Source organism: Rhizobium sp. R693, from assembly GCF_002211315.1.
GTDB lineage: Bacteria > Pseudomonadota > Alphaproteobacteria > Rhizobiales > Rhizobiaceae > Rhizobium.
Genome location: NZ_LOKY01000006.1, coordinates 1 through 13,494, shown reverse-complemented (window position 1 = coordinate 13,494; position 13,494 = coordinate 1). Strand labels below are relative to the sequence as shown.

The window sequence follows — 13,494 nt, the reverse complement described above, 5'->3', positions numbered from 1 at the left end:
ATGGAAAACCTTCTGAGCGCATTGAATGCGATCCTGATAACCGGGCCGACCGCCAGCGGCAAGTCCGCGCTCGCCGTCGAATTGGCAAAAGAGCACGGCGGGGTCGTCGTCAACGCCGACAGCATGCAGGTCTACGACACGCTGCGCGTGTTGACCGCGCGGCCATCTGAAGAGGATATGCAGGGCGTGCCGCATTGCCTCTACGGTCATGTCCCGGCAGGTCAGGCCTATTCGACAGGCGCATGGCTGCGCGATGTTGCGGATCTGCTGGAACGCCTTCATGCTGACCAGCGGAGGCCGATTTTCGTTGGCGGAACCGGCCTTTATTTCAAGGCGTTGACCGGCGGGCTTTCGGATATGCCCGCAATACCGGACGACGTGCGCAACAGCCTCCGCTCGCGCCTGCAGGATGAAGGGCCCGACGAACTTTATCGACAACTGCAAGAGCGCGATCCCGCGGTCGCCAGCAGTCTTCGCCCGCAGGACGGGCAGCGGATCGTAAGGGCGCTGGAGGTTATCGAAGCGACCGGCCGATCGATTGTCGATTTCCAGACACAAGCGGGGCCGGTGATCGTCGACCCCTCGATGGCCCGCAAGATCGTCGTCGAACCGGAGCGAGCCGTCCTTCACCAGCGGATCAACGGGCGATTTGAAAAGATGCTGGAGCAGGGGGCTGCGGACGAGGTGAAGGCGCTGCTCTCGCTTTCGCTGTCCCCTGATATGCCCGTGATGAAGGCGATCGGCGTCGCGCAGATCGCGGCGATGCTGAGGGGCGAGCTCACCCGCGACGAAGTTCTGGAGCGGGGTGCGGCCGCGACGCGGCAATATGCCAAGCGGCAGATGACCTGGTTTCGCAACCAGATGGACGAAAGCTGGGAGCGCCTGCCGTAGGCCGCGCGGCGCTATTCCTTGTTATTGAGGCTACTGAGCGGTTTTTTCAGTATGCTGTCACGCAGGGACATGCCGGGTTCGCGGCGAATGCTCCCTGCGACCGCTGGATTGTCGCCTTGTCCCGGTGCCGGTTCTCGACGGACTTCGCGCCTCAAAGCTTCCAGGCGACTGTCGATGGATGTTTCCGGTGCCGCGGCAGCTAGAGGTTCGCGCGGAGAGGCCGCTCCCGGCAGCATGTCCCGGCGATAGGGTTCGATCGGGGCAAGTGGCGGTGTTGTCGGTATGCGGGCAGCCATTGGCGTCGACGGGTAGGAAGGTGGTGCGACCGGCCCGTCGAAGTCGTCATAGTCGTCCTCGTCCTCATAGGGGCCACTGGGCGGCATCGCGGCGGAATAGCTTTGCTGGAACGCCGAAATATCGGGGCCGCTGACCGCGCGCATGCGCGTCACGATCTTGCGCAAGTCTACGTTGTCAGGATCCTCGTCGCTAACCTTCACGTTGGCGCCGTTTGCCTTCGGCAAGTAACGTTCCTCGACGCGCGAGAAGCGCATTCGCATCGGAACGCTGATCGCCTCACCGAAGGCGATCGCCTCGCCGTTGCCGATCGAAGAAATGAAACTCGTCGTCGAGATCGACGAATTTGGAATAGCCGAACGAATGATTTCCTGGTCGCGATCATTGGCAAGGCGCATGGCAAACAGCGTCGAGCACTGCGACAGGATCGTCTGATCGAGTTCGCCGGGACGCTGGGTGATGATCCCCAGCGAGACGCCGTATTTGCGGCCTTCCTTGGCGATGCGGGCGATTGCCTGCCTCGTCGGGAAGAAGCCGAGATTGGGGTCCGAAGGGATATAGCGATGCGCTTCCTCGCAGACCACAAGCATGTGGATGGCGCCCTCGCTCCACAACGCGATTTCAAACGCCATGCGGCAGAGAACCGAGGCCACGGAGTTCACGACCTCGGACGGGATGCCGGATAGTTGGAAGGTGCAGATCGGCCGACTGTCGCCAGGAATACGGAAGATTTCCGCCACCGTCTCCATGATCGTGTCGCTGATCGTGTTATTGGAGAACATGAAGTGGTAGCGTGGATCGTTGATGGCAGCGAGAACGCGCATCTTCAGCGATCTCAGCAACGGTTTCTCGCTGCGGCCTTCAAGCCTGCCGATGCGTTCGTCGATAAGAGCGAGCAGATCGGCCATGCGGTAGGGCACAGGTGTGTCCGCCGTGATCGAACTCTTCTCCGTCGTGCGCCTGACAAGAGAACTATCGCTACCGCGGAAGGCGCGCTTTGCCTCCGGCAACAAGTCTCGCAGAATATCGACCTCTTCGGGAATGGGCGCCCGACCTCTGAAGACGACCTCCGCGAACTCCTCTAGCCTCATCAACCAGAACGGCAGATCGAGCGTGTCCGTGTCGACGACGACGGAGTGCTTCGGGAAGGCAGCGGCAAACTCGTTATGCGGGTCGAGAATCAGGACGCGCAGCTTCGGGTCGGCCTCGATCGCTTTATGCAGGAGGAGTGAGACGGCGGTCGACTTGCCGACGCCGGTTGAGCCGACGATCGCGAAATGCTTCGACAGCATTGAGGGGATGTGGATCGCGGCGTCGATGCTCTCGTCCTGGGTGAGCTTACCGATGACGGCCGTCGTTCCAGTGCCAGCGTCATAGATCCGCATGAGGTCGCTTGCGCGAATGCGGTGGGCGATGGCGCCGAGATAGGGGTAGCGCGAGATGCCGGTCGAGAACTGCTCGCGACCATCCTCGTCGACGCGGACTTCGCCAAGCAGTTCGGTTTCGATCTGGAAGTAGTTGTCCTCGCCTTCACCCCAGCTGTGGCTGCCGGTGTTCATGGAGTAGACAAGGGCGACCACACGGTTTCGACCGACGCTGATCGAAATCAGCCTGCCGACCGACCACAGTTCTGCCAACTCGGTGCCGCCGGCTTCTGCGACGGCGGCGATAGTGGCGCGAGAACCGCTGCACGCAACAACGCGACCGAGAAACCGGTTGCCTGGGGTCTGGTCATTGCGGCGGTCATGCTCGCCTGCCTTGCCTGACGTGTGCAAGTCCTTATTCAGCAAAGGGCTACTCCCTGCGGTAGCAAGGGAGGATATCAGCGAACGTTTAAGAAAGTCTTTTTGCGACAGGCGCGCCATTCTCGCACATGCTCAGCCGGTAAGATGCCGCTCGATTTTTTATTGCGGCATGCGTTGACGATGCGAAATTTTCTGTCTATCACTTCGCCCCATGAAAATCGCAGCAGCTCTTATCGTGGTGGGAAGGCGCATGGGCAGGATGGTGTAACCATCCGGCGATAGCCACCCATGCGCTAGATGACAGGCTCCCCAGGGGCCTTTTTTTATGCCCGAAATTCGGGCTTCCGGACCACAAAACTCAAATCCCAGCAGTCAAAACGGAAAAGAAACATGACGGGCACGGACAATCAGGCAGCAGGCAATCGGATGACGGGAGCGGAGATCGTCCTCCAGGCGCTGAAGGACAACGGCGTCGAGCATATCTTCGGCTATCCGGGTGGCGCAGTGCTGCCGATCTACGACGAGATCTTCCAGCAGGACGATATCAAGCACATTCTCGTCCGCCACGAGCAGGGCGCCGGCCATGCGGCCGAAGGCTACGCCCGCTCCACCGGCAAGGTCGGTGTCATGCTCGTTACCTCCGGTCCAGGTGCGACGAATGCCGTCACGCCGCTGCAGGACGCATTGATGGACTCGATCCCGCTCGTCTGCCTGACCGGCCAGGTTCCGACTTCGCTGATCGGCTCGGATGCCTTCCAGGAGTGCGATACGGTGGGCATCACGCGCCCCTGCACCAAGCACAACTGGCTTGTCAAGGATGTCAATGATCTGGCCGCGATCATCCACGAGGCCTTCCGTATCGCGCAGTCCGGCCGTCCGGGTCCTGTTGTCGTCGATATTCCGAAGGACGTGCAGTTTGCGACCGGCACCTATACGCCGCCGTCGGCCCATGCGATCCAGAAGAGCTACCAGCCGAAGGTTCAGGGCGATCTTCACCAGATCCAGGCGGCCGTTGAACTGATGGCGAGCGCAAAGCGCCCGGTCATTTATAGCGGCGGCGGCGTTGTCAATTCCGGCCCCGAGGCCACCAAGCTGCTGCGCGAGCTGGTCGAGCTGACGGATTTCCCGATCACCTCGACGCTCATGGGCCTCGGCGCCTATCCGGCGTCAGGCAAGAACTGGTTGAAGATGCTCGGCATGCACGGCTCCTACGAGGCGAACATGGCGATGCATGACTGCGACGTCATGGTCTGCATAGGCGCCCGCTTCGACGACCGCATCACCGGCCGCATCAATGCCTTCTCGCCGAACTCGAAGAAGATCCATATCGACATCGACCCGTCCTCGATCAACAAGAACGTTCGCGTCGATCTCGGCATCCGCGGCGATGTTGGAAGCGTTCTTGAAGACATGGTCCGCTTGTGGCGGGCTCTGCCGAAGAAGCCGGAGAAGAGCCAGACCGCCGATTGGTGGGCCGATATCGCCCGCTGGCGTGCGCGCAACTCCTTCGCCTATACCAAGAGCAACGACGTCATCATGCCGCAGTACGCGCTGGAACGCCTCTATGCGCTGACGAAGGATCGCGACACCTACATCACGACCGAAGTCGGCCAGCACCAGATGTGGGCAGCGCAATTCTACGGCTTCGAGAAGCCGAACCGTTGGATGACCTCGGGCGGCCTCGGCACCATGGGCTACGGCCTGCCGGCAGCGCTCGGCGTGCAGATCGCGCATCCCGAAAGCCTCGTCATCGACATCGCCGGCGATGCCTCGATCCAGATGTGCATTCAGGAAATGTCGACGGCGATCCAGTACGAAGCGCCGATCAAGATCTTCATCATGAACAACCAGTACATGGGCATGGTTCGCCAGTGGCAGCAGCTGCTGCATGGCAACCGTCTGTCCAACTCCTATACGGAGGCGATGCCTGACTTCGTCAAGCTCGCCGAAGCCTATGGTGCCGTTGGTCTGCGTTGCGACAAGCCTGATGATCTGGACGGCGCAATCCAGGAAATGATCGACGTGAGGAAGCCGGTCATTTTCGATTGCCGCGTCGCCAATCTCGCCAACTGCTTCCCGATGATCCCCTCGGGCAAGGCTCACAACGAGATGCTGCTGCCGGATGAAGCCACGGACGAGGCGGTCGCCAATGCGATCGACGCCAAGGGCCGGCAGCTCGTTTGATATCAAGGTAGAGGAAACCCACGATCATGAACGCACATCTTCAGCCGACGGGCTCTGCCTACTTCATCTCGCCCGAGACGGCGGCGGCCGAGAGCCATACGCTTTCGGTCCTCGTTGACAACGAGCCGGGCGTCCTTGCCCGCGTCATCGGCCTGTTCTCCGGCCGCGGCTACAACATCGAGAGCCTGACCGTCTCCGAGACAGAGCATCAGGCGCATCTGTCGCGAATTACCATCGTGACGCGTGGTACGCCGCATGTCCTCGAACAGATCAAGGCGCAGCTTGAGCGCATCGTTCCGGTTCATCGGGTGGTTGATCTGACGGTACGCGCCCGCGAACTCGGTCAGGAACGTCCGATCGAGCGCGAAGTGGCGCTTGTCAAGGTCGTCGGCACTGGCGAGACCCGCGCCGAGACGCTTCGGCTCGCGGATGCCTTCCATGCGAAGGTCGTCGACGCGACGGTCGATCACTTTATCCTGGAGATCACGGGCAAGTCCTCGAAGATCGACCAGTTCGTTTCGATCATGAAGCCGCTTGGCCTGATCGAGGTCTGCCGTACCGGTATCGCCGCGATGAACCGCGGCCAGCAGGGCATGTAAGTCGCCAGTCAGTGACACTTTAGGCCGCTGGGGATCAGACCATCTCCAGTGGCTTCTTTCTTGCCGGTGGTGGGAAGGCGGCGTCCAGCACGGCCCAATCTCCATCGGTAATGTCGAGCGAGACGGCGTCCCGGTTTTCGGCGGCGCGAGTTGCGCTCGACGTCTTCGGGATGACGATCACACCGTCGCGTTCCAGCAGGAAAGCAAGCGCCACTTGCGCTGGCGTCGCCTGATAGGCCTTGGCGATGCGGATCAGCTCCGGATGATGCAGGATGCGTCCCTGCTCAATCGGCGAATAGGCCATGATCGGGATCCGACGTTCCTGACACCAGGGTAGCAGATCGTATTCAACGCCACGCCGCGACAGGTTGTAGAGAACCTGGTTGGCGGCGACATTGCGTCCGCCGGGGACCGTCAGCAGTTCCTCCATGTCAACAGTATCGAAGTTGGAAACGCCCCAGGCGCCGATCTTGCCGGATGCCTTCAGTGCTTCGAAGGCTTCGACGGTGTCAGCGAGCGGGTGGTCGCCGCGCCAATGCAGCAGGTAGAGGTCGAGGTGGTCGGTGCCGAGGCGCGATAGGCTGCGTTCGCAGGCTTCAATCGTTCCGTTCCGGCTGGCGTTCCAGGGGTAGACCTTGCTGACGAGAAAGACCTCATCCCGTTGCCCTCGGATCGCTTCGCCGACAATCTTCTCCGCTCCACCTTCTGCATACATTTCCGCAGTATCGATCAACGTCATGCCGAGATCGAGGCCCGCGCGCAGGCTTTCTATTTCCCGCTTCGCCTCGGTGGAATTCTCGCCCATGTTCCAGGTGCCCTGGCCGAGGGCGGGGACCTCTGCACCATTCGGAAAGCTGATGGTTGGGATCGCGTCATCTCGCATGGTCATCATTCCGGGTTTCGAAAGAGATTGGATGGCCCGGCAATCTTTCACCAATCCTGTCACCATGACAATGATTGCGTGGAATGGCGGATTTAGGTCAGTTATATTGACCTAAATCAATTGAGCTCGCCCAGCAATCGCGGGCCTCTGGGAGGTCTCATGCCGCTGGATACATTCCTGGCACTCGTCCTGTTTGCCTTTACCACATCGATAACACCCGGCCCTAACAACATGATGCTCTTCGCATCGGGCGTGAATTTCGGCTTCCGCCGCACCGTTCCGCATATGTTGGGCATCGGGGCGGGATTCTTCTTGCTGCTAATCGGCGTCGGGTTCGGACTGGGCGCGCTGCTTCATGCGGTGCCAGTTGTTTACACGGCGCTGAAGTTTGCTGGTGGGGCCTACCTTGCCTGGATCGCCTGGAAGATCGCGACATCGCGTACTCTCGGTGAAGGCAAAAGCGGCGCGAAGCCGATGTCGTTCCTGTCGGCGGCGGCCTTCCAGTGGGTTAATCCGAAGGCATGGGTCATGGCGGTGACCGCAATGGCCACCTACACCATCCCCGACATCTACCTGGCGAGTGTCCTGATCGTCGGAGGCGCCTTCGCGCTGGTCAATGTGCCGAGTGTGTCGACCTGGGCCGGGTTTGGCTCAGCACTACGCGATTGGTTGTCGGATCCTGCACGGCTCAAATGGTTCAACATCACCATGGCTGTGTTGTTGGTCCTCAGCCTCTGGCCGATGCTAAAATAGCGCGATCGTCGGTTTGTTGACCATCAGCCACAGGATGCCGATAACTGCGAAAAATGCGGGAAATCCAAAAGCAAACCAGATGCGATAGAGCCGGAAATAGTCGGTGGGCAATTCCGTGCGTGACATGGCGGTCGCGCGGGCGAGGTTTCGCATACGAATCTGGATACCGACGACCGGCAACCAGAAAAGACCGGTAAAAACGTAGAGCAGCAGCGAGAGGGCGATCCAGCCCTCTGTCAGTTCCCAGCCGATCTGTCTCGCTAGCATATAGCCTGTTACCGGCTGGAAAATTGCAGCCGTCGCCGTAAACAACGTATCAGCGATGACGACGGTCCCTGCGACATGAGCGATCAGCTTCGGATCCCGTGTCCTGTGGGCGAGCACCATGAAGAAAGCGATCCCGGCGCCCGTGCCGAACAGAACTGTCGCGCCGATCACGTGTGCCAGCAGCAGCAATTGTTCGAGCATCATCTCTCATCCAGGATCGCGAGGGCGGTCAATGTCAGCACCAGCGACGGCAGCACTTTCACCAAGGGGCCAAGCGGATCGAGCCACAGAGAGGGTTCGATGATTGTGGCACCGGCAAGATAACTCAGCGAGACCAATATCATGCCCTGCATAGCTCTCCGGGCGAATGGCCGGACGAGCACGGCCGCACCGAGCATCACATCGATCAGGCAGGTGAAGACGGTAAGCGACGTGGCCGGGCCTTCCCGCAGCAGGGGGTGGAAATGCGTGACGACACGTTGAATTTCGAGGAGCGGCAGAACGCCCGACAGCAGCCAGAAGCTCGACAGTGCCGCAATCATCAGCGGCTTCAGGAGATAGAGCCTGGCAAACCAAAGATCCTGCACCCCGGCCGGGTTCGTGTGCAGCGTGTCCTGCGCCGACGCGGCCGCGATGCCTAGGTTGCTGCCGGCGTTTGGCTGAACGCCTTCCGCCATGACGGCCATGGCCGTGGAACGCAAGGGTGATCGCCATCCAAGGTGACCGGCGGCATCCGCAAGCCAGGTGACAGGTCGGGCAACGATGTCAGGCAGGGAAACCACGTCTGCATGCGGCAAACCCAGCCATTGCCGGTGGAGGGTAACGAGTTTGACGAGCGTCAATTGCTCTGTCGATGCAAGATCCGCGTCAGTACACGATCCGAGCTGTCCCATGACAGCGTTGCTTACGGCCGCCGCAACGTCGTCAAGCGCGACTGTTGCAACCGGACTTGTTGCATGGACCAAGGGGATGCCGAAGGGCAGGGCCGCGAGCGCACGCAGCAGGGCCGAACCGCCATGGCTATTGCGGCCGAGGACGAGGGCAGGGCGCAGGATTGCGTAAGGCAGGCCACTTGCCGCGAGCGCTTCGTCAGCGTGACGTTTCGTCGCCAGGAATGGCAGGTCGGCAGCGGCGCCATTCGTTCGTGCTGATATCTGCACTATGAGAGGGCGCGTTTCTTGTGCAGCCGCGTACAGCGCTTGCATCGCCTTGGATTGGGTCGCCGCCAGGTCGTCGGAGAGACCGTCCTGCAGGGCGCCGGCGCAATTGACGACCGCGCCATAGCCTCCAATGACCGCACTCCAGTCTTCGGCGTGCAGCATTTTTGACAGATCGGCTGCGATCCATTTGATATCAGGGAATTTTAGATGAGCGCGCGACGGGTTGCGGCCGAGGCCAGTCACACTATGCCCGTCAGCCAGCAGGCGAGATGCTACCGCCGAGCCGATAAAGCCTGTCGCGCCGAGAATCAGGATGTTCATGGCACCGAACTTAACCGAAAAGTTGCATCTGGAAGAGGTCTTGGCGTGACACGCGCGAGAGCCTAAAGATACCCGCAGATTGGCGGAGATTATTTCGTGCACCACGACGATCACCAGCATGACCATGACCATGATCACGATAACCACTACACCGACATGCAGGCGCGAGTGAGGGCGCTGGAGACGGTCCTGACGGAGAAGGGGCTGATCGATCCGGCGGCGATCGACGCGATCGTGGAGACCTACGAGACCAAGGTCGGTCCGCGCAATGGCGCGCGCGTCGTCGCCAGAGCCTGGAGCGATCCCACTTTTGCGGACTGGCTGCGGCGCGATGCGACGGCTGCGATCGCGAGCCTCGGCTATACGGGCCGTCAGGGGGAACACATGCGCGCTGTGTTCAACACTGAGGATACGCACAATCTCGTCGTCTGCACTCTTTGCTCCTGTTACCCCTGGTCGGTGCTCCGCCTGCCGCCGGTCTGGTACAAGGCACCGGCCTATCGCTCGCTGGCGGTTATCGACCCGCGCGGCGTGCTGGCCGAGTTCGGCGTGACACTGCCTGACGGCAAGAAGATCCGCGTCTGGGATTCGACGGCAGAACTGCGATATCTCGTCATTCCTGAGCGGCCGGAAGGCACAGATGGGTGGAGCGAGGACCAGCTTGCCGATCTCGTCAGCCGTGACGCGATGATCGGAACGGGTGTTGCGACTGTGCCGGGAGATGCGTCATGAACGGTCCGCACGATCTTGGCGGTCTGATGGGGTTTGGCCCCGTCGCGCCCGAAAAGGACGAGCCGTATTTCCATGCGGAGTGGGAGAAGCGTGCGCTCGGTCTTACGCTTTCCAGCGGTGCGCTTGGCGCCTGGAATATCGATGAGAGCCGGCATGCGCGCGAGAACATTCCGCCGGCGAATTATCTTGGCGCGAGCTATTATGAGATCTGGACGCGGGCGCTGGAGGTCCTCCTGCAGCGCCACGGCTTCGTGACAGCTGACGAGATCAATGCCGGCCACAAGCAAACGGACGGAGCTGCGCCCAAGCGTGTCCTGAAGGCCGACATGGTGGCGGGTGTGCTCGCCAAGGGCGGTCCTTGCGACCGACCTGTCGCGACGCCACCCCGCTTTGCAGCCGGGGACAGGGTTCGAACCATAAATTTCAATCCGACGACACACACGCGGCTGCCCCGCTACGCTCGTTCAAAAGCCGGCGTCGTCGAGGCCGTTCAGGGCTCCTTCGTCTTTCCTGACGACAATGCGCATGGAAAGGGCGAAAATCCGCAATGGGTGTATTTGGTTGTATTTGAGGCGACCGAGTTATGGGGCGAAGATGGGGATCCAACCTCGACTGTCTCGATAGACGCTTGGGAATCCTACATAATTCCGGCTGACGGCTGAGTCAATCGCTGATCGCATTGCGTGCATTAGTTGTAGGTGAAATTAACAAACAAATTAGCAAAATGGGCAGGAAGTGGTCTTCGTCAGATTGCCGAATTTAGGCAGCATCGCCGGTCACTCGTCAGCGGATGCCATGAGAGTACGCGCGATCTCGACACTGACCCATTGCTTTCTCCATGAAATGAGCTTGTGGACAAACCTGTGGCAGCCAGCACATAGCAGGACCATATCAGCGACGCGGGTGGATGTTTGTCCGACCGCCGCAGATAGCGGAATTTTATGGTGCGCTTCGAAGAAGCTCTCACGCAAGGTCCTCGTCAGAGAAGGTGGTGAGAAGTTACATATTTCACAAATAAGCCCCTCGTCAGTGCGTTTGTCGAGAAGCCTTCGTCGAAGGCGAGCATCGCGCCGTCGATGCGATGCCGTAATGACGTGACCTTCAACAAACACCTCATCCTCGGGGACTTCTAAAGGTTGTGGATCGTTTGACAACTCTCGCAGGATAGCCGCCGCGATTTCGGCTAGTTCGTGCTTTCTCGAAATAGGGAACTCTGCAACCGCTTCGCGGTCTCTTTTCGAAGACGACAAGCCGCGTGTGGGATCGATGGCAGATTGTAGGTTCTGCAGCTTCAGGGAAACACCATCAGGGTTTCGGAAATTGTCCTTCCGTTTATCCTTCGGATGGATTTCCGCTGCCCTGAGCGAACTAGATAGGTCGCTTACATCCCCGTGGTTGCGGTCGATCGGCGCTCCATGGCGGTAGAGCAGGTCCAACGCCAAGAGAGTTTCGTCCCATGTCCAATCGGGATTTCCTGCCCTGCCGAAAGCAGCATAGATGCAATAAAATTCTGTCTCATAGTCCCCAACCCACGCGGATGCGGTGGTGCATCCAAGATGACAGGGTGCAACGGCTAGATTTATCGCTGCAAGAGGACCTGATCATTGCCCACAACAAAAAGTAGAGAATCTCATCGTTTCTGGAAATTGCACGACAACAAGAAACGTTTCTTTTGATCACCCAATGGCGCTGACGTGCGCCTTACGCCGCAACGATGAGCTCTACTGACGTGTCAAAGTCGTCGTTGGCATCGAACACCTCGAAGACAACATTGCCGTTTAGTCGATCGCGGCGTGCTTAGGTGGGGTGTGGTCCGGACGGACCCAAGAGGTTGAACCATGGGGAATTTAGCGAGATCAGTGCTCAGCCCCCATTGCCCATCGTGCCAACTACGTGCAACTTGCACGAGACCTTGCGGCATTCTTCGAGACGTGGAGCGCAGTATATGATTTCTGAGGATCGATATATCGAGATACTTGCTGCGGCTATCCAGCGCAGCACGATACCCGAAGCGGATGTGCAGTGGAACGTTAAGATCGGGAACCGTCAGTTTGACGTCCTGGCAAAACTGAAAGTTGGGCTTCACTCCGTTCTGATCGGCTATGAAGTGAAGAATAAAAGCAGGCCCATCTCGGTTGAGGCTATGGACGCTTTTGTCACGAAAGCAAGGGATGCGGGTATAAACAAACCTATCTTCGTCAGCAGATCTGGCTTTCAAAGTGGCGCGATTTCAGTTGGTAAAAATCATGGCATTGACCTGTTTCGTCTCGATCTTTCGGCGGACGATCTTCCGAGCGTCGACGCCGGATCAGCGCACGTAATAATCACACAGGGTAAGGCACCTCCCTTCAAGGATTTAGAAGTGCGCGTCGTGGATACCGACCGGAGGATGAACGTCGTAGAAACAGTCAAGCTCGCTTACTCCGATGGAAGCAGTTCCGCCCTTCCGGATGAACCGAGCCAGTTGAACTACTACCTAGAAAGAAGTCTTTTTTCGTCCGGACAATCAATCGGAGATTTGATTGATAAGACGGTTTCTTCGGAACTCGTTCCCCTCGATCAAATCGCGACGAGATCAGTCTCAGTGGGAGACGAATTGCATCCACCGGACGATTACTTTTTGAAAAAAGGAACTGTAAAGGAAATTATTATAACCGTAAAAGGCATTTCTGGGAAGCTTATTGAGTCAAACTCTTTAATTGAACCCTCTGTTACGAAAGAAACGGTAAAATACACAAATGTTATTGATGGATCTTCGATAGAAGTTCCGGCGAAATCTTTACCAGTTGGCGATTCTTACTTCAAGGCGGGTGTATTTTACTTTGCCTATAGCCCTTTGCGTTATTTTTATTGTGATCAGGTAAGCGGCGACGACGCCGTCATGTACCTTGTCGAGAGCTTTCAGTCAGCAACATTGTTTCAAGCCGAGTTCATTCAACGCAATCAATACAGTCGCTTTTACATCGAAGTGACAGACAAACGGATTATCTCCCGATTGCAAGATCGCTTAAAGAAGATGAAATCGCCGCAGGAAAATTTATCTAAACCAAAGCAGCTTCCCGTGTTTCCTACACGAGAGTATCTCAGGCCCCGGTCGCGTTAGGGCTAGTGCTCGGTAGCGGCTGACGCGCCCACGCATTTGATTCACTTTAACGGCGTTCGTTTCTGGGGCCCTATGAGCCGCGTCGGTGATCATTTTCAGATACCGGACCCTTGGGCCTCCTGGATAATCTCGGCGAACTCATCAAAGTTATCATTGGCATCGAAGACCTCGAAGGCGATGGCGTCATTGACGATAATCTGCGCACCCTTCAGGTAGACACGATCAAGGATGAGATCGGCAACGAATCTGCCGATGCGTTCGCGCGGGACGAGGGTCGTTTCGATAGTGTCCTCGTAATCTCCAGTCGCGACGACACGCACGCCGCCACTCGTACGCTCGACCTTTAGATGTACTTTCATCTAAGCCTTCCTTCGTTTTCGCTTCGGAACATATTCAAATAACGATCCTCTTTTTCTTGGTAAAACATCGTACCCGACTAGGCCGTCGACTCATAAACTCTGACACCAGATCCTTGCGGCGACGAGTTTGACAGCAGCAAGATAGTTTTCCGGGCGCTTGTCGTAGCGCGTAGCGATACCTCGAAACTGTTTGATCTTGTTGA

Annotated in this window: 13 protein-coding genes and 1 pseudogene; 7 read left to right on the top strand and 7 right to left on the bottom strand. The window is 58.5% G+C overall.

Translation table 11 applies throughout. The features are described 5' to 3' along the window. The gene (gene miaA, locus ATY79_RS07485; protein WP_189637109.1) at nt 1-891 is read left to right on the top strand and encodes a tRNA (adenosine(37)-N6)-dimethylallyltransferase MiaA; all 891 of its coding nucleotides are present in this window, start codon (nt 1-3) and stop codon (nt 889-891) included. Between the two features lie 11 nt (nt 892-902). On the opposite strand, the gene ATY79_RS07480 is transcribed toward miaA, so the two are convergent. Further along, nucleotides 903-2,975 carry an ATP-binding protein gene (locus ATY79_RS07480; RefSeq protein ID WP_088703396.1) on the bottom strand — a complete coding sequence of 691 codons (2,073 nt, stop codon included), beginning with the start codon at nt 2,973-2,975 and terminating at the stop codon, nt 903-905. A 345-nt stretch (nt 2,976-3,320) separates the two neighbouring features. On the opposite strand from ATY79_RS07480, the gene ATY79_RS07475 reads away from it, so the two are divergent. Both ATY79_RS07475 and ilvN read left to right on the top strand, forming a co-directional pair. Continuing rightward, nucleotides 3,321-5,114 carry an acetolactate synthase 3 large subunit gene (locus ATY79_RS07475; protein ID WP_088692010.1) on the top strand — a complete coding sequence of 598 codons (1,794 nt, stop codon included), beginning with the start codon at nt 3,321-3,323 and terminating at the stop codon, nt 5,112-5,114. Nucleotides 5,115-5,140: 26 nt separating this feature from the next. Next, entirely contained in the window at nt 5,141-5,713 is a 573-nt protein-coding gene (ilvN, locus tag ATY79_RS07470) for an acetolactate synthase small subunit (RefSeq protein ID WP_016554457.1), read from the top strand. A 34-nt stretch (nt 5,714-5,747) separates the two neighbouring features. Here the strand turns inward: ilvN and ATY79_RS07465 are convergent, their stop codons facing one another. Continuing rightward, a complete protein-coding gene (locus ATY79_RS07465) occupies nt 5,748-6,596 on the bottom strand; it encodes an aldo/keto reductase (RefSeq protein ID WP_088703435.1) in 849 nt (282 codons plus the stop codon). A 159-nt stretch (nt 6,597-6,755) separates the two neighbouring features. Between ATY79_RS07465 and ATY79_RS07460 the strand changes: the two genes are divergently transcribed. After that, nucleotides 6,756-7,349: a LysE family translocator gene (locus tag ATY79_RS07460; RefSeq protein WP_088692011.1), complete on the top strand. Its 594-nt coding sequence runs from the start codon at nt 6,756-6,758 to the stop codon at nt 7,347-7,349. On the opposite strand, the gene ATY79_RS07455 is transcribed toward ATY79_RS07460, so the two are convergent. Together ATY79_RS07455 and ATY79_RS07450 are read right to left on the bottom strand one after the other, a co-directional pair. Continuing rightward, on the bottom strand, nt 7,341-7,817 hold the full coding sequence (locus ATY79_RS07455) for a DUF2269 domain-containing protein (RefSeq protein WP_088692012.1): 477 nt from the start codon (nt 7,815-7,817) through the stop codon (nt 7,341-7,343). The genes ATY79_RS07460 and ATY79_RS07455 overlap by 9 nt on opposite strands. Further along, complete coding sequence (locus ATY79_RS07450) at nt 7,817-9,097, bottom strand: SDR family oxidoreductase (RefSeq protein WP_088703395.1); 1,281 nt, start codon at nt 9,095-9,097, stop codon at nt 7,817-7,819. Before ATY79_RS07450 ends, ATY79_RS07455 begins: the two co-directional genes overlap by 1 nt. Before the next feature lie 96 nt (nt 9,098-9,193). On the opposite strand from ATY79_RS07450, the gene nthA reads away from it, so the two are divergent. Together nthA and nthB are read left to right on the top strand one after the other, a co-directional pair. After that, complete coding sequence (gene nthA, locus ATY79_RS07445) at nt 9,194-9,829, top strand: nitrile hydratase subunit alpha (protein WP_088703394.1); 636 nt, start codon at nt 9,194-9,196, stop codon at nt 9,827-9,829. Continuing rightward, nucleotides 9,826-10,491 (top strand): nitrile hydratase subunit beta, encoded by a 666-nt coding sequence (nthB, locus tag ATY79_RS07440; RefSeq protein ID WP_088703393.1) that lies wholly within the window; start codon nt 9,826-9,828, stop codon nt 10,489-10,491. Before nthA ends, nthB begins: the two co-directional genes overlap by 4 nt. A gap of 114 nt (nt 10,492-10,605) precedes the next feature. On the opposite strand, the gene ATY79_RS07435 is transcribed toward nthB, so the two are convergent. Continuing rightward, the gene (locus tag ATY79_RS07435) at nt 10,606-11,271 is read right to left on the bottom strand and encodes an HNH endonuclease (protein ID WP_088703392.1); all 666 of its coding nucleotides are present in this window, start codon (nt 11,269-11,271) and stop codon (nt 10,606-10,608) included. 503 nt (nt 11,272-11,774) lie between these two features. Here ATY79_RS07435 and ATY79_RS07430 point away from each other — a divergent pair. Further along, complete coding sequence (locus ATY79_RS07430) at nt 11,775-12,932, top strand: hypothetical protein (protein ID WP_088703391.1); 1,158 nt, start codon at nt 11,775-11,777, stop codon at nt 12,930-12,932. A gap of 95 nt (nt 12,933-13,027) precedes the next feature. Here ATY79_RS07430 and ATY79_RS07425 read toward each other — a convergent pair whose 3' ends face one another. Together ATY79_RS07425 and ATY79_RS30430 are read right to left on the bottom strand one after the other, a co-directional pair. Continuing rightward, nucleotides 13,028-13,291: a hypothetical protein gene (locus tag ATY79_RS07425; protein ID WP_088703390.1), complete on the bottom strand. Its 264-nt coding sequence runs from the start codon at nt 13,289-13,291 to the stop codon at nt 13,028-13,030. 90 nt (nt 13,292-13,381) lie between these two features. Next, nucleotides 13,382-13,494, bottom strand: a pseudogene (locus tag ATY79_RS30430) (IS5/IS1182 family transposase); the annotation flags it as partial.